Genomic DNA, 18,440 nt, shown 5'->3' on the forward strand with positions numbered 1-18,440 from the left:
CAGGCAGTGTCAACGAATTCGAAAACAAGCGAGCAAAGCATGTCCCTGACGTTTCATTTCCATCCGCTGGCATCGTTCTGCTGGAAACCGCTGATCGCGTTCTATGAGAACGACACGCCCTTCACGCCGGTCATCGTCGATCTCGGCAACGAGCAGTCGCGCGCGGCGTTCCTGAAGGTGTCGCCGACCGGCAAAATGCCGGCGCTGCGTGACGAAGCGCGCAAGCGCACGGTGCTGGAATCGACCATCGTCATCGAATATCTCGCCGCGCACTATCCAGGTCCGGTCGAGCTCATCCCCACAGACATCGATCGGGCGCTGGCCGTCCGCCAGGCCGACCGTTTCTATGATTTCTACGTCCAGGCGCCGATGCAAAAGATCGTCGGCGACAGGCTGCGGCCGCAGGACAAGACCGATCCGTTCGGGGTCGAGGAGGCGCGCGCGCAACTGCGCAACGCCTACGCGATCGTCGAGGAGGAAATGCGCTCGAAAATCTGGGCGGCCGGCCATAGCTTCACCATGGCCGACTGTGCGGCCTCGCCGGCGCTCTTCTACGCCAACAAGGTCGAGCCGTTCGGCGACAAATATCCGGCCGTGAAACGCTACCACGACCGCCTGCTCAAGCGGCCCTCTTTCGCCAGGGTGATCGAGGAAGCGCAGCCCTATTTCAAGTTCTTCCCCTACAATAACGGCTGATCCGCACGATCTCGCCTAGGGTGCGATCAGCTTCTCGCGTCCTTTCGGCTCCACCATCTTGAGCCGGGTTTCGGGTCCGTCGGCTTCGAGGATGACATAGCTTACATCGTCGCCGCCAACGAAGCTCAGCCCGGAGCTGGCGGTCGAGGCGGCGATCTTGACCGAGGGCTGACCGTTTTCGGGGATCAGCCGGAACAGCACGGTCTCGGCCTCGCCTGCCGTCGCCGGCAGGATCGAAATGCTGGAGCGCAGCCGGCCTTCGCTGTCGACGATCTCAAGCCCGCTGCCGCGCAGGATGCCTGCGCTGTCCTGCGCTTTGGCCGGGAGAATCTGCATCAAACCGGTGGCCGCGAACAAAACCAGATTAACCGCAGTCACGGCACCAAGAAGCGTTTCGCGTCGCATCGGTGGTCCTCCTGTCGTAAGGCAAGGGGGCAAGGACCGGCTGTATTTTCCGCGTCGCGCCCGGCCTATGCTTCCCAGAACTGGTCTAGCCAAATATTGAGCTTGAGGAACCCGGCACTGCTGACCGTATAGACCCGCCTCGTGCCTTCGGCCTTGGCCTGAACCAGACCGGCGTCCAGCAGCACTTTCAAATGCTGGGACACGGCCGGGCGAGAGACTGGCAGGCCCGAAGCCAGTTCGTTGACGGTTTTTGGGCCGCGCCGGAGCTCTTCCAGGAGATAGCGCCGGTTGGGATCGGCAATCGCCATGAAGGCGTCAGAAAAGATCATGCCTATACTTGTGGGGCAAAGCTTTTCAAATCTCAACCGTCAGCTTCCGCTTTTCTGAGCCGCAATGCTTCAGGGGTGACCGAGCGATCGGCCGGCTGGGTCTTGAATGCGTCGCGGTCTTCGATCGGCACCGGCGCGCGGCGGCTGATGCGCAGCAGCGTGTAGGCGGCGAGGCTGAGATGCGCCAGCGCGGTGGCCAGGAAAAGGCCCTCAGGCCGGAACCAGCCCATCAGGGCGGCGGCCAGCAAAGGCCCGATCATGGTGCCGAACCCGTACAGAAGCAGCAGGCCGCCCGAGACCTTGACGAAATCCTCGGCGCGCGCGTGGTCGTTGGCATGCGCCACGGCGATCGAATAGAGCGTGTAGGCAAAGGCGCCATAGGCGGCGGTTAGCACAATGACGAGAACCGAGGAGTGCGGTTCGAACAGGAAGATCAGGATGGCGAAGAGTGCGGCGCCGAAAGCGGCGCCAGCCAGCACGAAACGGCGGTCGGTCTTGTCGGAGAGGCGTCCGGCCGGAAGCTGCATGGCGGCACCGGCAACAACCACAAGGCTCATCATCAGCGCAATCTCGGCCGTGGAAATGCCGATGCGGGCGCCATAGACGGCGCCCAGCGTGCCCCAGGCGCCGTTGGCGATGCCGACCAACAGGCAGGCGACCGCCGACACCGGTGAGTTGGCATAAAGCCCTTTGACGTCGAGCTTGACGTCCTGCAACGGCTTGGGAGACGAGGCCGATGACACCGCAGTCGGGATCAGCGACAGGCAGAACAATATGCCGGTGATCATGAACAGCGATGCCGATTTGACGTCGCCGCCGGCAACGATCATCTGGCCGCCCATGATCGAGGCATAGGTGACCATCATATAGAGACCGAAGACGGTGCCGCGGTTCTCGTTGGTGGCCTTCTCGTTCAGCCAGCTTTCGATGACCATGAAGGCGCCGGCCATGGTGAAGCCGGTGAAGGCGCGCAGCAGGATCCAGACATATTCGTCGATGATCAGGCCGGTGAGCAGGGCGACGATAGCGCCCGACGCGGCAAAGGCGCCGAACGCCCTGACATGGCCGGCGCGGCGCACGAGGCGCGGTGCGAAGAAGCAGCCGGTGACGAAGCCACCGGCCCAGGCGGTGCCCATCAGGCCGAGCGATGCCGTCGAAAACCCTTCGAGCTGGCCACGCAGCGGCAACAGCAGCCCATGCAGTCCCGAAGCCGCGAGCAGGAAGGCGGTGCCGCGAAGCAGCGAGAGGATCGGTCTGTAACTTGCAAACATTGTTTGATCCGGCTGGAGGGGCATGTCAGTTCTGAAGACGGGAGCAGCTCTGAAGACAGGCGCATTCGGGCTTTTCGGCGGCGGATGCTCCGACGCCGAAACCAACGCGAAAACTAGACGCGGCGAAACAGGGCTTCGGCCGCCGATTTGGTGCTGCCCTTGGTCTGCAATTCGGCTTCCAGCCGGGCGATCTCGTCGCGCAATATGCCGATCCGCTCGGTCAGGTCACCGACCGAAAGCAGCGACAGATCCTGTCCGATTTCATGCGGTCTGGATTTCTTTTTGGGTTCGTCGTCGAAGATCGCCATCGTCGCTCCTCCCTGATCAGCATTTGGCCGATCCAACATTGGCCTGATTCAGCATTTGCCTGATCCGGCAATCAGCATACATAGGGCAGGGGTGCTGATGCAAACAGCCGGCGACAGACCGGCAGGATCGGGACGGAAACTTCATGGCGAGCGGACATAAAATTCCGACCAGGATGACGGCCATTGCAATTTCGCATCCGGGCGGCCCACGGGTGCTGAAACCGGAAACGCGCGACGTGCCGGTGCCCGGCCCCGGTGAAATCCTGATCCGGGTGCGCGCCGCCGGCGTCAATCGGCCCGACGTGCAGCAGCGCAAGGGCGCCTATCCGCCGCCGCCCGGCGCCTCGGACCTGCCCGGTCTCGAGGCATCGGGCGAAGTGGCGGCCCTTGGCGACGAGATATCGCGCTGGCGCCTCGGCGACCGGGTCTGCGCGCTGACGCCCGGCGGCGGTTATGCCGAATATGTCAAGGTTCATGCCGGCAGCGTGCTGCCGCTGCCTGCCGGCTTCACCCACACCGAAGCGGCTGCCGTGCCGGAGAACTATTTCACCGTCTGGCACAATGTGTTCGAGCGCGGCGGCCTGAAGAAGGGCGAGACGCTGCTCGTCCATGGCGGCTCGTCGGGCATCGGCACCACGGCGATCCAGCTGGCGTCGGCCTTCGGCGCCTATGTCGTCACCACCGCCGGCTCCAAGGAGAAATGCGACGCCTGTCTGAAGCTCGGCGCCGACCGGGCGATCAACTACCGCGAGGAGGATTTCGTCGCCGCGGTCAAGGATGCCACCGGCGGCAAAGGCGCCGACGTCATTCTCGACATGGTCGGCGGCGACTATGTCCAGCGCAACTACGAGGTGGCGGCGGTCGAGGGCCGGATCGTCCAGATCGCTGTCCAGGCCGGCGCGGTGGCGAGCGCCGATTTTTCAAAAATCATGGTCAAGCGGCTGACCCATACCGGCTCGACGCTGCGGCCCCGCACGGTCGAGTTCAAGGCAGCAATCGCTGCGGCGCTCGAAGCGCAGGTGTGGCCGCTGCTCGGCACACGCAAAGTGTCGCCGGTGATGGACATGATCTTCCCGCTGGCCGACGCCTGGCGGGCGCATGAGCGCATGGAAGAGGGCGAGCATATAGGCAAGATCGTGCTCGACGTCGGCTAGGACGGACGTACCGGTATTCAGGTGAGGCCGGCCTGCAAACGGCGGCTGCCTGCGCTTCCGGTGCTCACGTACCTAAGTACGCTCCGCTCCGGTTCTCGGCAGTCACCGTTTTCGGCTCGGCCTGACCTGAATCTCCGCACGTCCTAAGTGCGCGCGCCCCGCCAATAAGCTGAACAGAACCTTAATGGTGCAATGCAGCATTTGCATTGCGGCTATGCAAAGACGTCTGTTCAATTCGTGGGCAGCACTGCCTATCTAAGCGTCATCGAAACGATTTGATCCAACAACTGGAGGAATACCATGAACCCGATCCGCGCTTTCCGTAACTGGCGTATGTACAACGAAACCGTGCGCGAGCTGAACAAGCTCAACGCCCGTCAGCTCAGCGACCTCGGCATCAGCCGCGGCGACATCGAGCGGATTGCCCGCAAGGCTATCTAATTCGAGGCATGGCCGGCCGTAAGGCCTGGCCATGTGCTGGAAGCAAGAGCCGCAGCAGACGTTTACCGTCGCCGGTTCCGAGCCCGCTGGACCCTGTCCGGCGGGTTTTGTCGTTTTGGACCTTTTTTATGACTCGGCATCAATGATCGCCGAGGCCGAGGCTTTTCCGGCCTCCACGCAGTCTGCGTCCGGCGGGCACCCTGCGCCAAAAACATTGCGAAACGGCAGCGGAGCGGTTATACAGGCCGCGAATTTCCCATTTTGGTGGCTCCAAACCACCGCCCGCGCGGGAACGCGGGCGAACGAGAAGGATTTTTGAAATGGCCAATACGCTGCTGATGCCCAAGGCGACCGCCGTCTGGCTGGTCGACAACACCGCGCTCTCCTTCGAGCAGATTGCGCAGTTCTGCGGACTGCATCCGCTCGAGGTCAAGGCGATCGCCGACGGCGAATCGGCGCAAGGCATCAAGGGCATGGACCCGATCATGACGGGACAGCTGACCCGCGACGAGATTGCGCGCGCCGAGAAGGATCCGAACCAGCGCCTGAAACTGTCCGACCCCAAGGTGCGGGTGCCGGAATCCAAGCGCAAAGGTCCGCGCTACACGCCGCTGTCGAAGCGCCAGGACCGGCCCAATGCCATCCTGTGGCTGGTGCGCAACCACCCGGAATTGAAGGACGCGCAGATTTCGCGCCTGGTCGGTACGACCAAGTCGACGATCGAACAGATCCGCGAGCGCAAGCACTGGAACTCGGCCAATCTGCAGCCAATGGATCCGGTGACGCTGGGTCTCGCCTCGCAGATCGACCTCGACATGGAAGTCAACCGCGCCTCGCGCGGCCGCGAACAGGCGCAGCCTGTCGGTGACACGCTGCTGCCGGCGGCCCTGACCGAGCGCCTGGTGCCGGCGCCGGAGAAGCCGAAGGATGAGGATGCCGAGCTCGACGCCAACGCCGTGTTCGCCAAGCTCTCGGCGCTCAAGTCCAAGAACGAAGACGCCGACGAAGAGTAAGGTCTGCGACAGACCAACAAAAAGCCCGCTTCGCGCGGGCTTTTTTATTGATTGTCAGCTTCGAGCAGCCCGGTCCGGCGTCATGCCGTAATCCTCCGAGCGTTCGACCGCGCGGTAGAAATCGGCAAGCTGCTTGCCGCGTTCCGGCTTGAAGATACGGCCGGCGATGACCACGGAGCCGATGCGATCGATGCGGAAGGCGCGGAAATCGTCGCGCATCTCGCACCAGGCGACCAGCGTCCATACCTTGCCCCAGAACCACAGGCCGAGCGGGCGGATATCGCGCCCGGTGCCGCGGCCGGCCTCGTCGCGATAGTCGATGGTCAGCACCTGGCGCTTCTCGACGGCGCGCTCGATCAGGTCGATAGCCTCGCGGGCGGCGTCGCTCACCACCCACATCGGCGTGTGGATCTCGGTGCGGGCTATGCGGTCTTTCTCGGCGTCGGGCAGCACGGCGCCGATCTTGACCAGCGCCTCGTCGGCGGCACGCGCCATGGCCGCACCACCAAAGGCGCGCACCATGCGCGCGCCGGCGACCAGCGCGACGATCTCGTCACGCGTGAACATCAGCGGCGGAAGGTCGAAACCCTCCCTCATCATATAGCCAACGCCCGCCTCGCCGTCGATCGGCACCCCGGTCGACTGCAGGTCGGCAATGTCGCGGTAGATGGTTCGCTCGGAAACCTCGAGCCAGGTGCCGAGCTTCTGGGCGGTGACCAGCCGGCCACCGCGCAGATGCTGCACGATCTGGAAGAGCCTGTCGGCACGGCGCATCGTATGATCCCTCGGCTGCGTTTCTATGAATGTCGTTGTTCCCAAACCGGTTCCGGACGACATCCATTATGGTTTCAATCCTTCGCGCTTGCGCTGCGCGGCGACGAATTCCGCGCCGAAGGACAGTTTCTTCGTCGTCGGCGCGTTGGTGTCGAGCACGCGCCAGAACGGCGCAATCGCTGACAGTTCCATGCCGCGCTCGAGATCCTCATTGGCGGCTTCTGCAACAGTGCGCAGATGATAGCCGATGGTGACCGGACATGTCACTTGCGCCCCGTGATCGATGGCGAGAGCGGTGCGTAAGGCGCGGACGTCCATCTCGACGCCTTTGGGTATGGAGCGGATGAAATCATCGACCTGGCGCGCCGTCGGCACCAGCATCGGTTGGCCCTCGACGACGTCACCTATCGTGCGCGGCGTCGGCTTGACGCCATTGATGCCCGGCGTGTTCAGCCTGTCGTTCCAGCTTTCCACCATTCATGTCTCCTGACACGGTTATGGCATGGTGCTCCTGACAGCATTCTGTCAGGAGCCTTCAGCATCGTCGGTAGCGAGCACAAAAAAGGCTTTGCGCCAGCCCGGGGCATCGCTGGCCGAGTTCCATGTCAATGATCTGGGCGTTGCGGGGGCCGGATCCAAGCATTGTCATGGAAAAAACGCCTCAGACCTCGCGAATGCGGCTGCGACCCTCATACATATCGGGCCAGCCAATGTCCTTGCGGATGTCTGCCGGCAGAGAGTTCAAGAAGCGCTGGGTACGGACTTCATTGCGCATCGTGCGGATCTTGCCGACATAGTGCTGTACGCTGTTCAAAATACCAAAGCTGTTCATGACCGTCTCCTCTTCTTTGATGGAGACACTATCGCACACCCCTCCTGACAGCAGTCTGTCAGGAGCCTGTCAGGTCGCTGAAGAAAGCTGCGAGGTGCGTTGCGGGCGGCTCGGAAACGAGCCGTTTGTCAGGAATGGCCGGATTGGCAAAGACCATGGAAGAAGCGCTTTGACAGCCGTCCGCGATGCTGGTCAAAGGCAGCATGTCGAAACTGCTCGCCCTTGTCATCATCGGCATGATGGCCATCCAGCTGATCAAGCCGCTCGGCTGGCCGGGTCTAAAGCGGCGCGGCGATTTCTGGAAGCTGGCGCTGCTGGCCATGGCGGCCATCGCGCTGGCCGGCGCGCTGGGACACTGGACATAGCACCGCCCTTGCCGGAGCAGGCAGGCTTGTGTCAGGTCGGATCGACCGTTCCCATGGCGATCATGCGAATTGCGGTGAGGCTGGGGACGAAGAAGTAATCGCCACCGCGCGTCGTCACGAATTCAGGCAGGTTCGCTGCGATGAAGGGCGTGGCATTGGCCGGCCCGGCCGGAATGACGTGCTTGCTGGATTCGGCCCGGTTGCCGGTCAGCGGGCAGGTGTCGTTGCCGGCTTCGAAATCCAGGCCGTAGCTCATCCATTGCTGCTGGATGAATTCGAACTGCCGGAAAATGCTTGAACAGATCGCCATCATGATGACGCCCTGTTCGCCGTCGGGATCGGCATAGGGCAGCCCGCGGCGCAGGATGCGGCGGCGGTTGGTGAGCGTGCTTGCCCCATGCGTGTCGCTCAGCAAGGGGTCCAGCATGTCGCGCGGATTGGCGCGGCGAATATGGGCGCCGAACGGGCATTTGGCGCCGTCGGGGTCATCGCCGTAACGGAAGCCGGTGAGCAGCCGGGCAAACGCCGCCAGCCGTTCCTGGTGCCTGGCGTCGTCGCGCGGCTTGCGCAGCGCGGGGTCGATGCAATCCGCCCATTCGGTCATCAAGCGCTGATGATCGGCCCAACTCGGCGCGGCCAGCAGCGGAATGCCGGACCGCCAGCGGCCGACCAGCTTGGCCGAGACGGTCTCATAGGCCTCCACGTCGTCGGCGATGCCGGTAACCTGCTTCCACAGGGCCGCCTGCCGCCGCATCTCGGCCTCGAACCCAGGCACGTTCTGGCGCAGCTTGCGCCAGACCATGAAGGTGCCGTTTCGGGCAAAGCCGGGCGGCTGCGTGGCGACCGGAAATTCCTGGCCCTCGTCGACCTGGCCGAGGATGAACTCGCCGGTCTCCAGCGCTTTCCAACTGGTCTTGGGATCGTAGGGCCCCTCAGCGATCTTGCCGGCGCCAATCACGGCGCGCGCCTCTGCGTCGGCCTGGAATTGGCCGCGAAAGACCGGATCGCTGATGCCGTCGGTGAAGCCGAAGGGCTCCTTCGGCTGCGGGACCATCGTGCCGTCGGGACCGGGGCACATCAGCGCGGCGGAATCCTGCCAAAGGCCTTCTCCGTCAGATCCGTGTCCTGCAAGGAGAGCCACGCCGCCGTTGGACTTTGCCGCAAGTCCCTGCAGCCATGTCGTCCACTGGGCAAGCTCAGGCAGCGGCGTGCCGTCGGGATTGGCGCCCACATTGAGCGAGACCCAGACATGAACCGGGCGAACGCTGCCGTCGAGATGCGCGTGCCACACCGGGTCCCAATGCCTTGGCGCGCTGCCTTCGACGTCGCCGAGGATGTCGGCGCGGCAGCCCATGCCGTCAATGAACTCGTCGGGCAAAAGGCGCAGCGTGCGGGTCGGCAGATCAAGCGCGCGCAGGCCGAGATAGGTGAAGCCGATGTCGAGCGTGATCGGCGGCTTGCGCAGCAGCGTGGGTGCGGCGCCGCCAGCCTCCGACTTTCCCCATGGCTCGGCGGTGGTGATGCGCGGCCGGATGCCTTGCACGAACAGCCGGCCGGTAGCGGCGTCAGTGATGGTGAAAAACAGATGCCGGCTGTGTGGAAAGCCAAAACGGCCATAGGGGCGATGGATGTTGCCCTGGATGTCGGGAAGGTCGAGTTCGATCATCGCGCCCACTCCGCCGCCGGCGCCCGGATTTCACCGGCCTGCTGTGTAGGTTCCGTCGGATCGTCCGGCTTTATGGCGCTGAGAAAGGCACCGAAGCGGGCGTGAAGTGCTGTGTCGTCAAGGCCCTGCGCCTCAATGGCGAAACGGGTGAAATGCTGCTGGATGAACAGCGACTTCAGGACCGAAGGCAGGTCTGCGCCGGGCGCGGTTGGAAAGGGCGTCATGCCCTGGCGGAAGACCTTGCGATACAACCCCCAGGCCATGAGCAACGTCAGGATGACCAGCAGCGTAACCACGGCGACGCCCCAAGTGGCTGCCGTCGCGATCCATTGCGCAAAAGCACTGTGCACGCCGAAGACAGCGAAGACGCCGTGCAGGAGCAGGACCGCAAGCCAGATTAGGATCGACCCAGCGGCGGCGATGCCAACCGGCTTGAGCGCGCCGAGCGCCAGGGTCTTGTCGTTCACATCGAGCCCGTCCGGCCAGTAGTCGTTGAACGGCATCGTCGTCTCGATCTGGCAGCGCTTGATATAGGCGTGAAAATCCTCGGCCGTCTTGACCCCGTCAAAGCCGACGCAATGGCCGAAGATGACCATCAGATCGCTTTGCATGGTCGCCCACAATTGATCGGTGTAGGCGCGTAGCGCATCGCCGTCGGCCTGTGCGTCGATATCGGCCGCAAACAGCAGAAAGGGCGTGCCCAGCTGGTCGACAGGCTGTGGCGCCAGCGGATTGACGCTGCGTATGGCGCCGACCAGCGCATCGCCCGAAATGCGTCCGTTGAAGGCCGGCCCGTTGATGATGACGAAGCGCGCGAGATGGTTCAGCGTGTTGCGCGAGAAGGGCGACGGCCATGCATCCGGCGGCGATACCGCCGTCTGCTTTCCCGTGGCCATCAGCGCCAGCTTCTGCGCCAGCATCTGCCGGTGCGAGCGCGAACGGCCGATTTCCGGGTCGATCATCACGTCGACCCGGATGGGAGCCAGGACCGTCAGGAAATAGTGGCCGCCGTCAAGGTTTGGCATTGGCCGCCCCATGCTTCTGGTTCAGCATGTCGATGAATTCGTGCCGCGCCTTGTCGGCCTTGCGTGTCGCCACCGAAGCGATCGGGGCGAAGCCTGGCGAGGCCAGCGAATTGGCCACCTTCACAAGCGCCTGCCTGTAAGCCTGCGCGAAGGCCTTCGGTTCGGCGCTGGCATGAAGCCTGGCAAGCGTCAGCACTTCGTTGCGCACCCGCAGCGCCGCCTTGATGTCGCGCTGCGCGGCGCCCGGCGTGGCGTTGTAATAGTAGTTGGTATGAATCTGGTTGGCGCCGATATAGTCCTTGAAACTCGAGATCGGGATCGAGTGGGGATATTTGGTGCTGGCGTACCAGAACATGTCGAGGCCGCTCGGAATGCCGTCGGCGAAGGCGTCGATATACTGGTCCCAGGTGCCGTTGAAATTGGACAGGAACAGCATGTAGTCGTTTTGAATTGCTTGCTTGCCCTGGCCGAGATCAGGCCATTGGTCGCGCCGGATGATCACCCAACGCGCGAAATGAATGAGCTTCAGTCCAAGCAAACCTGACAGCTGCGCAGGCCCGGCGCGCGCCACCATGAAAATCAAGTGCTGGATCCACGTCCGCCAAGGCCGCATCGGCGTCAGCACGTTCATGGCATAAGCTTTGCCGGCAATGTTCGACATGCCACCCCAACCCCCTTGCCCAATGGCAGAATGACCCAGCAGTCGTGAATCCGCAAGGCGGTGTCGCAGAAGTAACGCCTGTTTGGCGCATCCATGTTGTTTTGATTTGAAATATTCTGCTGCCAATCCATTGGAGGAAGCCTGCAATCAGCAGTATTTCGAAATAATCGTGCCAGTTCTCTGGAGCCGACTAGTCCGAGCCGATGACCACTCCGGTCAATCGGCAAGCACCCATCCGACCAGATGTTCGGCCCAGGCGTGGTAGCCTGCTTCCGAGGCATGAAAACCATCGGAGGCAAAACCGGCCTCCGGATTGGTGATCGGCAGCCGCGGGGCGGGTACGGCGCCGCGCTCGAAACAAAGGCGCTCACCCATGCGGTTCATTGCGCCGGCGCGGATCTCGAGGATCTTGCCGAGCAGCGGCGGCATGGCCGGCGCACGGGTAAACTCCAGCACCGGCGACCAGACGACACGCGCCTCCGGCCATTTGGCCCGAAGTGCGTAAAGCAGGCCGCCGAACTCTTTCTTGAAGCGCGGCACCGAGTGGAAATTCTTGGTGTCGTTGGTGCCGATGGCGAGCACAATATGCGTCCATGGATCGGCCGACAGATTGGGCAGCACATGGTCGCGGATCTGCCCCGACGTTGCCGAGTTGAAGCCGGCGGCGCGCCAACGCACGGCGTTGCCGGTACGCTGCGCGATCATGACGGCGAGTTGCGCGGCCAGCCCGTCCTCGGAATTGCCGATGCCGACCGAGGCGGCCGAGGAATCGCCCAGCACCAGCAGCGAGATTGCCGGTGCCTTGCCCGATATCTCATGCATCACCGGCCCTTGTGCCGGCAACATGCGGGTGGTGCGGCGGCGCACGCCGAGCCCCTGCCAGACATAGACGGGGTAGGCGAGCCAGGTGAGGAGGGCCGGGAAGCGCATGGCGATACCGTTATAGATTGGCGGCAGGCTTAGCGCATGTTCGGGCTGAGGTGAACGCCTTCAATCGTCGCAGCAGTTCGGCTTGTCCGCGTGCCTGTCCTGATATTCGTCATGCAGCCGCACCCAGTCCATCAGGTTTTGATAGGGGCCATTTTCGTCGCGGCCCTTCGGCGTCATGTCGAGATAATCGTAAGCGCCGATCTGCGCCTCGCCGCCACGGGCGCGCGACGTGAAGGTGAGGAAAATGTCCCCGTTCTCGTCCTTGTAGAAAACACTGGTGCCGGGAAGATCCTTCGATGTCCGTGGACGTGTCTCGAAATTGTAGGTGGTGTCGCCGGCGGCGATCTGCTTGTCGGTGAACGAGACCTGCATGTCGAAATTGAAATCCGAGGCGTAGGACGACACCCAGTCGAATTTCCAGCCCATGCGCTGCTTGTAAGGCAGCAGCTCCGCCAGTGGCGCGCGCGCAACCACGACCAGAGACACGCCGTGATGCCTCAAATGCTGGTTGGCGCCGTCTATATGGTCGGCAAGGAAGGAGCAGCCTTCGCAGCGATGATCCGACCCTGGCGTCATCATGAAGTGATAGACGATGAGCTGGCTGCGGTTGGCGAACAGCCCGGCCAGGTTCTTCGGACCTTGCTCGGTCTCGAAGACATAGTCCTTGCGGATCTTCAGCCAAGGCAATTCACGCCGCTCGGCTGCGATGCGCTCGCGAAACCGCGTCAGTTCCTTCTCGCGCGCCAGATGCGCCTTGTGCGCCTCGAACCAGTCTTCGCGCGAAACCACCTTGTTGCTAGGCATGAACTTCTCCCTGTCTGTCATCCCAAGGACGTTCGGGATGGGCAGGAACCGACATCGCCGTCAGCTTTTGCCGAAGGGGAGATAAGGATGGACAAGCTCCATCCCAAGCCCGCACGCCACAAACAAAAACCCGGGCGCATCGGCCCGGGTTTGTATGACAACGGGAGGACTGCGCTCAGGCAGCCTGTTCGAGGCTCGCCTGCCATTTTCCCAGCGCCGCCAGATGGTTCATGTGGGCGCGATGGGTGAAGGCGGCCTGGCCGGCGGCGACGTTCGATGCCTTGCCGCTCCAGGCCTTTTGCGGGGCGGCCTGCAGGGCACGGCCGTAGGAGAAGGTCAGCTTCCAAGGATGCGGGCCGATGGCGTTGATGGCGTTGAGATTGGCCGTCGCCTCCTCGTCGGACTGTCCGCCCGAGAGGAAGGCGATGCCCGGCACTGCTGACGGCACCGTCTCGCGGAAAAGCTTGATCGTCTTCTCTGCGATCTCCTCGGGGCTGTTCGTCTTGCCGGATTTCTTGCCGGCAATGACCATGTTGGGCTTCAGGATCGAGCCTTCCAGCACCACGCGCGCCGCATGAAGCTCGTCATAGAGCTTGATCAGCGTGGCCTTCGAGACCGCGTAGCAGGTGTCGATGTCGTGGGCGCCGTCCATCAGCACTTCCGGTTCGACGATCGGCACGATGCCGGCTTCCTGGCACAGCGCGGCATAGCGGGCCAGCGCATGGGCATTGGAGGCGATGGAGTTGGCCGAGGGCACGCCCTTGCCGGTGTCGATGTCGATCACCGCGCGCCATTTGGCGAAGCGAGCGCCGAGCTTGTAATAATCGGCAAGGCGTTCGCGCAGGCCGTCGAGGCCTTCGGTGATGGTATCGCCCGGGAAGCCGGCCAGCGGCTTGGCGCCGGCATCGACCTTGATGCCGGGAATGGCGCCCGCGGCCCTGATGATATCGACCAGCGGCGTGCCGTCGGCGGCCTTCTGGCGAATGGTCTCGTCATAGAGAATGACGCCGGAGATGTATTTGGTCATCGCGTCCTTGGCGCGGAACATCATCTCGCGGTAGTCGCGGCGGCTGTCGGCGGTCGATTCGACGCCGATGACGTCGAAGCGCTTCTTGATGGTGCCGGAGCTTTCATCGGCGGCCAGCAGGCCCTTGCCGCCGGCCACGATCGCGGCGGCAATATCTTCGAGACGTTCGCTCATTTTTGCTTCTCCTGAAGGGTTTCTTCCGCGCTTAACGGAAGTCTACCGCCAAAGGAATGGCATCGGAAAGCTCGAATCGATTGAAAGTTTCCGGCGCGTCATTTGGCGCCGTCGTTCCGGTCAGGCTTGCTTTTTCAGCACGTCGACGCCGGGCAGCGGCTTGCCTTCCATCCATTCCAGGAAAGCGCCGCCGGCGGTCGAGACATAGGTGAAGTCGTCGGCGACGCCGGCATGGTTGAGTGCGGCCACCGTATCGCCGCCACCGGCGACCGAGACCAGCTTGCCGGCGTTGGTGCGGGCTGCCGCGTGCCTGGCCGCTGCCACCGTGGCATGGTCGAAAGGCTCGATCTCGAAGGCGCCGAGCGGGCCGTTCCAGACCAGCGTCGCGGCGCGATCGATCCATTCGCCGATCGCCTTCACGGTCTTTTCGCCGACATCGAGGATCATGCCGTCGGCCGGCACGTCCGAGATGGCGACGGTCTCGCAGGCCGCGCCCGCCTTGAATTCCTTGGCGACGACGCCGTCGACCGGCAGGATGATGGCGCAGCCGGCTTCGGCGGCCTCGATCATGATCTGCTTGGCGGTCGGGGCAAGGTCGTGCTCGCACAGCGACTTCCCGACAGCGGTGCCGCGCGCGGCAAGGAAGGTGTTGGCCATGCCGCCGCCGATCACCAGCGCGTCGACTTTCTTCACCAGGTTCATCAACAGGTCGATCTTGGTCGACACCTTGGCGCCGCCGACAATGGCAACGACAGGGCGGACCGGATTGCCCAGACCTTTCTCCAGTGCCTCGAGTTCGGCCTGCATGGTGCGGCCGGCATAGGCAGGCAACAGCCGCGCCAGGCCTTCGGTCGAGGAGTGCGCCCGATGCGCGGCCGAAAAGGCGTCGTTGACGAAAATGTCGCCATTGGCGGCAAGCCTTTCGGTGAAGGCCGGGTCGTTCTTTTCCTCGGTCTTGTAGAAGCGAGTGTTTTCCAAGAGCAGCACGTCGCCCTTGTTCATGGCGGCGACTGCACTTCCCGCCGTGTCGCCAACGCAATCCGAGGCAAAGCCAACGGGACGGCCGAGCACCTCGGCTGTGGCCTTGGCGATCGGCTCCAGCGAGAATTCGGGCGAGGGACCGTCCTTCGGCCGGCCGAAATGGGCGAGCAGGATGACCTTGGCGCCCTTGCCGGACAGTTCGGCGATGGTCGGCGCGATGCGTTCGATGCGGGTGGCGTCGGTGACCTTGCCGTCGGCGACGGGCACGTTGAGGTCGACCCGCACCAGCACGCGCTTGCCGCTGATATTGCCGATATCGTCGAGTGTCTTGAAGGCGGCCATGCTGGTTCCTTTCCGTGAAAATCGCCGGGACCATACCTCGCATCAATGACGATGCAAGGCTTGAGCCGGGATGGAAGCGAAAATTTGAGGGCTGGATCGAAGGGAGCGTAGACGATCGCCTTGTCAGCTCTCGGTCGTTGCCTTTTCCACCGTCGGCTCCGGGGCGGCGGGCTTCTCATCGGCTCGTACCTCGGCCAGCTGCGTTTCCGTCGGCTTGCGCCAGTTGCGGACGAAGGCGGAGACACGGTCACCGATCTCGCCGGCGCTGAGGAACACCGGGACCCGCGCCACCGGCGCGGTCGGCTCGAAGGACAGGCCGAGGCCTGTGATCTTGCCCTTGTCGTCGACGTCGCGGACGATCAGCTCGATCGGCCCGATCAGCACCCGGTCGGCATATTCGGCGTGGCCGCCGAGCCTTGCCGTCACCAGCGCGCCGACGGTGAGCTTCTGCTCGGCTTCGGTCAGGCCCGGCGTGTAGGCGGCTTCCAACTCGGCGGCGGAGCGCGCCGGATCGACAGCGAAGGCGCCGAAGAAATCGGCATCCTCGGGGTCGACCACGGCGCGGCTGGCGAACAGCTTGTCGAGCAGGCGCGGATAGCGGTCAGGCACGAAGATATAGACCTGGTCGCCGGCAGCGAGCCGGCCCATGTCCTGGAAGCGCATCGAGCGGCCGTCGCGAAGCACCAGCGAGGGCCTGGCCCAGCGCGGGATGCGCTCGCCGCGCGCCACCGGGCTGCCGGGCGCGACGCGATAGGCGAGAAGCTCGTGATGGGCCGAGCCCGGCAGTTCGAGTTCGACCTTGTCGAGAGGCCCGAGCCTCGCCGGCACGATCAGGCCGAGGCGGCGCGCCAGTGGCCCGACCGTCCAGCCCTGCACCACCAGCGAGACCAGCACGATGATGAAGGCGGTGTTGAAGATGACGCGGCCGTTCTCCAGCCCGCCGAGCAGCGGGGTGATGGCAAGCAGGATGGAGACGGCGCCGCGCAGGCCGACCCAGGATACGAAGGCGACCTCGGGACGCGGCAGGCGGAACGGGATCAGGCAGAGCCAGACGGCGACCGGGCGCGCGACAAACATCAGGAACAGGCCAAGCGCGATCGCCGGCAGCATGATGGCTGGGAATTGGGAGGGCGTCGCGAACAGGCCGAGGATCAGGAACATGATGATCTGCGCCAGCCACGACATGCCGTCCTGGAAGCGCTTCAGGATGGTGACGGCGCGGATGTCGGAATTGCCGGCAATCAGACCGGCGATATAGACGGCCAGAAAGCCCGAGCCGCCAATGGCGCCGGCGGCGGCGAACACCATCAGCGACAAGGTCAGCACGAAGATCGGCAGCAGGCCGTGGTCGAGATTGAGCCGATCGACGAGGCGTACGATGGCAAGGCCGCCAAGCACGCCGACAATGGCGCCGAGGCCCATATTGAGCACGAAGCCAAGGACCAGATTGGTGACCAGCACATGGGTCTCGGGATTGGCGTGGGCGGCGATGACCTCGACCAGCGTGATGGTCAGGAAGATGGCGATCGGGTCGTTGGTCCCGGATTCGACTTCCAGCGTGGCGCGCACGCGCTCGCGCAGGTTGATCTCGCCGGCACGCAGGAGGAAGAACACCGCGGCCGCGTCGGTCGAGGCGACGGCAGCCCCGAGCAGGAAGGATTCCAGCCAGCTGAGGTCGAGCAGGTAATAGGCGGCGGCGCCGAACAGGCCGGTGGTCAAAAGCACGCCGAAGGTCGCCAGCGACAGCGCCGGCCCGGCCGCCTGGCGCAGCGCATTGAGCGGCGTGCCGAAACCGGAATCGAACAAGATGACCGCCAGTGCCAGTGAGCCGGCAAAATAAGCCAAGCGCGCATTGTCGAATTCGATGCCAAGACCGTCAGTGCCGGTGGCGAGACCGATGCAGAGGAAGAGCAGCAGCAGGGGAGCGCCGAAGCGGAAGGCGATCAGGCTCGAAAACGCGGCGGCGACGACGAGCGCTGTGCCGACCAGCGTGACGAGATAGATCGCATGCTCCATCCGTGACTTGCCCCTCGAATTCCTCTTTCTCCCGATTTACGGGAGAGTGGGGCGAAGGCATGGCCAGTGCAAGGCGGGAGGGTGGTTTTTTGCCCTATGCCGCTGATTTTCGTGCATTTTGGCTGGTCGGGAAGGCTTGGCACGCGCCCTGACGAAAAACGCCCGGACAAGCCGGGCGCTTCAAAGCTGTGAGACGATGTTTGTGATCAGGCGATGGTCTTGCCGAAGGCGACGGAGGTGTCGGCCATGCGGTTGGAGAAGCCCCACTCATTGTCGTACCAGGACAGCACCGAAACGAAGTTGCCGTCCATGACCTTGGTCTGGTCGAGCGCCATGATCGAGGAGCGCGGATCGTGGTTGAAGTCGATCGACACATTCGGGTGATGGGTGACGCCCAAAATGCCCTTGAGCTTGCCGTTGGAAGCGGCGATCACCGCTTCGTTGATTTCCTGCACGGTGGTGGCGCGCTTGGCGATGAACTTGAAGTCGACGACCGAGACGTTCGGTGTCGGCACGCGGATCGAGATGCCGTCGAGCTTGCCCTTGAGGTCGGGCAGCACGAGGCCGATCGCCTTGGCGGCGCCGGTCGAGGTCGGGATCTGCGACAGCGCGGCGGCGCGGGCGCGGTAGAGGTCCTTGTGCATGGTGTCCAGCGTCGGCTGGTCGCCGGTGTAGGAGTGGATCGTCGTCATCATGCCTTTTTCGATGCCGACGGCCTCGTGCAGCACAGCGGCCAGCGGCGCGAGGCAATTGGTGGTGCAGGATGCGTTCGAGATGACGATATGGTCCTTGGTCAGCTTGTCGTGATTGATGCCGTAGACCACGGTGAGGTCAGCACCTTCGGCAGGCGCCGAGACGACGACGCGCTTGGCGCCGGCGGTCAGATGCGCCGCGGCCTTGTCGCGAGCGGTGAAGATGCCGGTGCATTCGAGCGCGATGTCGACGCCCAGTTCCTTCCACGGCAACTGCGCCGGGTCCTTGATCGCGGTGACCTTGAAGGTCTCCTTGCCGACGGTGATCTGGTCGCCGGACACCGAGACCTCATGCGGGAAGCGGCCGTGCACGCTGTCATAGCGCAGCAGATGGGCGTTGGTCTCGACCGGGCCGAGATCGTTGACGGCGACGACGTCGATGTCCTTGCGGCCGGATTCATGGATGGCGCGCAGGATGTTGCGGCCGATGCGGCCAAATCCGTTGATGGCAACTCTGACGGTCATTTTACTCTC

General features: G+C 63.7%; 22 protein-coding genes. 5 read left to right on the top strand and 17 right to left on the bottom strand.

Going from position 1 to position 18,440, the window contains the following annotated elements; translation table 11 throughout:
* The first annotated feature begins 39 nt into the window (after positions 1 to 39).
* Positions 40 to 696: a glutathione S-transferase family protein gene (locus AC1DXM_RS20835; protein ID WP_477235752.1), complete on the top strand. Its 657-nt coding sequence runs from the start codon at positions 40 to 42 to the stop codon at positions 694 to 696.
* Between the two features lie 15 nt (positions 697 to 711).
* Here the strand turns inward: AC1DXM_RS20835 and AC1DXM_RS20840 are convergent, their stop codons facing one another.
* The 4 genes from AC1DXM_RS20840 to AC1DXM_RS20855 form a co-directional block, all read right to left on the bottom strand.
* Positions 712 to 1,101, bottom strand: coding sequence for a hypothetical protein (locus AC1DXM_RS20840; protein ID WP_477235754.1), 390 nt, complete (start codon positions 1,099 to 1,101; stop codon positions 712 to 714).
* 65 nt (positions 1,102 to 1,166) lie between these two features.
* Positions 1,167 to 1,430 (bottom strand): ArsR/SmtB family transcription factor, encoded by a 264-nt coding sequence (locus AC1DXM_RS20845; RefSeq protein WP_023706277.1) that lies wholly within the window; start codon positions 1,428 to 1,430, stop codon positions 1,167 to 1,169.
* Positions 1,431 to 1,462: 32 nt separating this feature from the next.
* Entirely contained in the window at positions 1,463 to 2,806 is a 1,344-nt protein-coding gene (locus AC1DXM_RS20850; RefSeq protein WP_477235757.1) for an MFS transporter, read from the bottom strand.
* An 8-nt stretch (positions 2,807 to 2,814) separates the two neighbouring features.
* Entirely contained in the window at positions 2,815 to 3,009 is a 195-nt protein-coding gene (locus tag AC1DXM_RS20855; protein WP_477235759.1) for a DUF1192 domain-containing protein, read from the bottom strand.
* A 143-nt stretch (positions 3,010 to 3,152) separates the two neighbouring features.
* Between AC1DXM_RS20855 and AC1DXM_RS20860 the strand changes: the two genes are divergently transcribed.
* The 3 genes from AC1DXM_RS20860 to AC1DXM_RS20870 all read left to right on the top strand — a co-directional run bounded on the left by AC1DXM_RS20860 (position 3,153) and on the right by AC1DXM_RS20870 (position 5,617).
* Entirely contained in the window at positions 3,153 to 4,163 is a 1,011-nt protein-coding gene (locus tag AC1DXM_RS20860; RefSeq protein ID WP_477235761.1) for an NAD(P)H-quinone oxidoreductase, read from the top strand.
* A 300-nt stretch (positions 4,164 to 4,463) separates the two neighbouring features.
* Positions 4,464 to 4,604, top strand: a complete 141-nt coding sequence (locus AC1DXM_RS20865) for a DUF1127 domain-containing protein (RefSeq protein ID WP_023670143.1) — start codon at positions 4,464 to 4,466, stop codon at positions 4,602 to 4,604.
* A 320-nt stretch (positions 4,605 to 4,924) separates the two neighbouring features.
* Entirely contained in the window at positions 4,925 to 5,617 is a 693-nt protein-coding gene (locus tag AC1DXM_RS20870) for a DUF1013 domain-containing protein (RefSeq protein WP_142869980.1), read from the top strand.
* 54 nt (positions 5,618 to 5,671) lie between these two features.
* On the opposite strand, the gene AC1DXM_RS20875 is transcribed toward AC1DXM_RS20870, so the two are convergent.
* From AC1DXM_RS20875 to AC1DXM_RS20890, 4 genes are all read right to left on the bottom strand, one after another.
* Complete coding sequence (locus AC1DXM_RS20875) at positions 5,672 to 6,391, bottom strand: helix-turn-helix transcriptional regulator (protein ID WP_112559541.1); 720 nt, start codon at positions 6,389 to 6,391, stop codon at positions 5,672 to 5,674.
* A gap of 66 nt (positions 6,392 to 6,457) precedes the next feature.
* Entirely contained in the window at positions 6,458 to 6,868 is a 411-nt protein-coding gene (locus AC1DXM_RS20880; RefSeq protein WP_477235764.1) for a hypothetical protein, read from the bottom strand.
* 184 nt (positions 6,869 to 7,052) lie between these two features.
* Positions 7,053 to 7,223, bottom strand: coding sequence for a hypothetical protein (locus AC1DXM_RS20885; RefSeq protein ID WP_112559800.1), 171 nt, complete (start codon positions 7,221 to 7,223; stop codon positions 7,053 to 7,055).
* 58 nt (positions 7,224 to 7,281) lie between these two features.
* Positions 7,282 to 7,428, bottom strand: a complete 147-nt coding sequence (locus AC1DXM_RS20890) for a hypothetical protein (RefSeq protein WP_477235766.1) — start codon at positions 7,426 to 7,428, stop codon at positions 7,282 to 7,284.
* Here AC1DXM_RS20890 and AC1DXM_RS20895 point away from each other — a divergent pair.
* A complete protein-coding gene (locus AC1DXM_RS20895; RefSeq protein WP_023737386.1) occupies positions 7,427 to 7,588 on the top strand; it encodes a hypothetical protein in 162 nt (53 codons plus the stop codon). The genes AC1DXM_RS20890 and AC1DXM_RS20895 overlap by 2 nt on opposite strands.
* A gap of 31 nt (positions 7,589 to 7,619) precedes the next feature.
* On the opposite strand, the gene AC1DXM_RS20900 is transcribed toward AC1DXM_RS20895, so the two are convergent.
* The 9 genes from AC1DXM_RS20900 to gap form a co-directional block, all read right to left on the bottom strand.
* Positions 7,620 to 9,254 (bottom strand): Dyp-type peroxidase, encoded by a 1,635-nt coding sequence (locus AC1DXM_RS20900; protein WP_477235768.1) that lies wholly within the window; start codon positions 9,252 to 9,254, stop codon positions 7,620 to 7,622.
* Entirely contained in the window at positions 9,251 to 10,279 is a 1,029-nt protein-coding gene (locus tag AC1DXM_RS20905) for a hypothetical protein (RefSeq protein ID WP_477235770.1), read from the bottom strand. The genes AC1DXM_RS20900 and AC1DXM_RS20905 overlap by 4 nt, the downstream gene beginning before the upstream one ends.
* A complete protein-coding gene (locus AC1DXM_RS20910; RefSeq protein WP_477235772.1) occupies positions 10,266 to 10,940 on the bottom strand; it encodes a hypothetical protein in 675 nt (224 codons plus the stop codon). Before AC1DXM_RS20910 ends, AC1DXM_RS20905 begins: the two co-directional genes overlap by 14 nt.
* A 216-nt stretch (positions 10,941 to 11,156) precedes the next feature.
* Positions 11,157 to 11,870, bottom strand: a complete 714-nt coding sequence (locus AC1DXM_RS20915; RefSeq protein ID WP_477235774.1) for an SGNH/GDSL hydrolase family protein — start codon at positions 11,868 to 11,870, stop codon at positions 11,157 to 11,159.
* A gap of 60 nt (positions 11,871 to 11,930) precedes the next feature.
* Positions 11,931 to 12,674, bottom strand: coding sequence for a DUF899 domain-containing protein (locus tag AC1DXM_RS20920; protein ID WP_477235776.1), 744 nt, complete (start codon positions 12,672 to 12,674; stop codon positions 11,931 to 11,933).
* Between the two features lie 175 nt (positions 12,675 to 12,849).
* A complete protein-coding gene (locus AC1DXM_RS20925; protein ID WP_477235778.1) occupies positions 12,850 to 13,875 on the bottom strand; it encodes a class I fructose-bisphosphate aldolase in 1,026 nt (341 codons plus the stop codon).
* A 120-nt stretch (positions 13,876 to 13,995) separates the two neighbouring features.
* Positions 13,996 to 15,198 carry a phosphoglycerate kinase gene (locus tag AC1DXM_RS20930; RefSeq protein ID WP_477235780.1) on the bottom strand — a complete coding sequence of 401 codons (1,203 nt, stop codon included), beginning with the start codon at positions 15,196 to 15,198 and terminating at the stop codon, positions 13,996 to 13,998.
* 123 nt (positions 15,199 to 15,321) lie between these two features.
* Positions 15,322 to 17,214: a potassium/proton antiporter gene (locus AC1DXM_RS20935; protein ID WP_477235782.1), complete on the bottom strand. Its 1,893-nt coding sequence runs from the start codon at positions 17,212 to 17,214 to the stop codon at positions 15,322 to 15,324.
* 206 nt (positions 17,215 to 17,420) lie between these two features.
* Entirely contained in the window at positions 17,421 to 18,431 is a 1,011-nt protein-coding gene (gene gap / locus AC1DXM_RS20940; RefSeq protein ID WP_477235784.1) for a type I glyceraldehyde-3-phosphate dehydrogenase, read from the bottom strand.
* Positions 18,432 to 18,440 lie beyond the last annotated feature (9 nt).

It is taken from the genome of Mesorhizobium sp. P3_A2, assembly GCF_056403115.1.

What these genes read in the sequence shown, in the direction of transcription:
- AC1DXM_RS20835 (WP_477235752.1), top strand. Translation starts at nt 40, where the DNA reads ATGTCCCTGACGTTTCATTTCCATCCGCTGGCATCGTTCTGCTGGAAA.
- AC1DXM_RS20840 (WP_477235754.1), bottom strand. Translation starts at nt 1,101, where the DNA reads ATGCGACGCGAAACGCTTCTTGGTGCCGTGACTGCGGTTAATCTGGTT.
- AC1DXM_RS20845 (WP_023706277.1), bottom strand. Translation starts at nt 1,430, where the DNA reads ATGATCTTTTCTGACGCCTTCATGGCGATTGCCGATCCCAACCGGCGC.
- AC1DXM_RS20855 (WP_477235759.1), bottom strand. Translation starts at nt 3,009, where the DNA reads ATGGCGATCTTCGACGACGAACCCAAAAAGAAATCCAGACCGCATGAA.
- AC1DXM_RS20860 (WP_477235761.1), top strand. Translation starts at nt 3,153, where the DNA reads ATGGCGAGCGGACATAAAATTCCGACCAGGATGACGGCCATTGCAATT.
- AC1DXM_RS20865 (WP_023670143.1), top strand. Translation starts at nt 4,464, where the DNA reads ATGAACCCGATCCGCGCTTTCCGTAACTGGCGTATGTACAACGAAACC.
- AC1DXM_RS20870 (WP_142869980.1), top strand. Translation starts at nt 4,925, where the DNA reads ATGGCCAATACGCTGCTGATGCCCAAGGCGACCGCCGTCTGGCTGGTC.
- AC1DXM_RS20875 (WP_112559541.1), bottom strand. Translation starts at nt 6,391, where the DNA reads ATGCGCCGTGCCGACAGGCTCTTCCAGATCGTGCAGCATCTGCGCGGT.
- AC1DXM_RS20880 (WP_477235764.1), bottom strand. Translation starts at nt 6,868, where the DNA reads ATGGTGGAAAGCTGGAACGACAGGCTGAACACGCCGGGCATCAATGGC.
- AC1DXM_RS20885 (WP_112559800.1), bottom strand. Translation starts at nt 7,223, where the DNA reads ATGAACAGCTTTGGTATTTTGAACAGCGTACAGCACTATGTCGGCAAG.
- AC1DXM_RS20895 (WP_023737386.1), top strand. Translation starts at nt 7,427, where the DNA reads ATGTCGAAACTGCTCGCCCTTGTCATCATCGGCATGATGGCCATCCAG.
- AC1DXM_RS20890 (WP_477235766.1), bottom strand. Translation starts at nt 7,428, where the DNA reads ATGCTGCCTTTGACCAGCATCGCGGACGGCTGTCAAAGCGCTTCTTCC.
- AC1DXM_RS20900 (WP_477235768.1), bottom strand. Translation starts at nt 9,254, where the DNA reads ATGATCGAACTCGACCTTCCCGACATCCAGGGCAACATCCATCGCCCC.
- AC1DXM_RS20905 (WP_477235770.1), bottom strand. Translation starts at nt 10,279, where the DNA reads ATGCCAAACCTTGACGGCGGCCACTATTTCCTGACGGTCCTGGCTCCC.
- AC1DXM_RS20910 (WP_477235772.1), bottom strand. Translation starts at nt 10,940, where the DNA reads ATGTCGAACATTGCCGGCAAAGCTTATGCCATGAACGTGCTGACGCCG.
- AC1DXM_RS20915 (WP_477235774.1), bottom strand. Translation starts at nt 11,870, where the DNA reads ATGCGCTTCCCGGCCCTCCTCACCTGGCTCGCCTACCCCGTCTATGTC.
- AC1DXM_RS20920 (WP_477235776.1), bottom strand. Translation starts at nt 12,674, where the DNA reads ATGCCTAGCAACAAGGTGGTTTCGCGCGAAGACTGGTTCGAGGCGCAC.
- AC1DXM_RS20925 (WP_477235778.1), bottom strand. Translation starts at nt 13,875, where the DNA reads ATGAGCGAACGTCTCGAAGATATTGCCGCCGCGATCGTGGCCGGCGGC.
- AC1DXM_RS20930 (WP_477235780.1), bottom strand. Translation starts at nt 15,198, where the DNA reads ATGGCCGCCTTCAAGACACTCGACGATATCGGCAATATCAGCGGCAAG.
- AC1DXM_RS20935 (WP_477235782.1), bottom strand. Translation starts at nt 17,214, where the DNA reads ATGGAGCATGCGATCTATCTCGTCACGCTGGTCGGCACAGCGCTCGTC.
- gap (WP_477235784.1), bottom strand. Translation starts at nt 18,431, where the DNA reads ATGACCGTCAGAGTTGCCATCAACGGATTTGGCCGCATCGGCCGCAAC.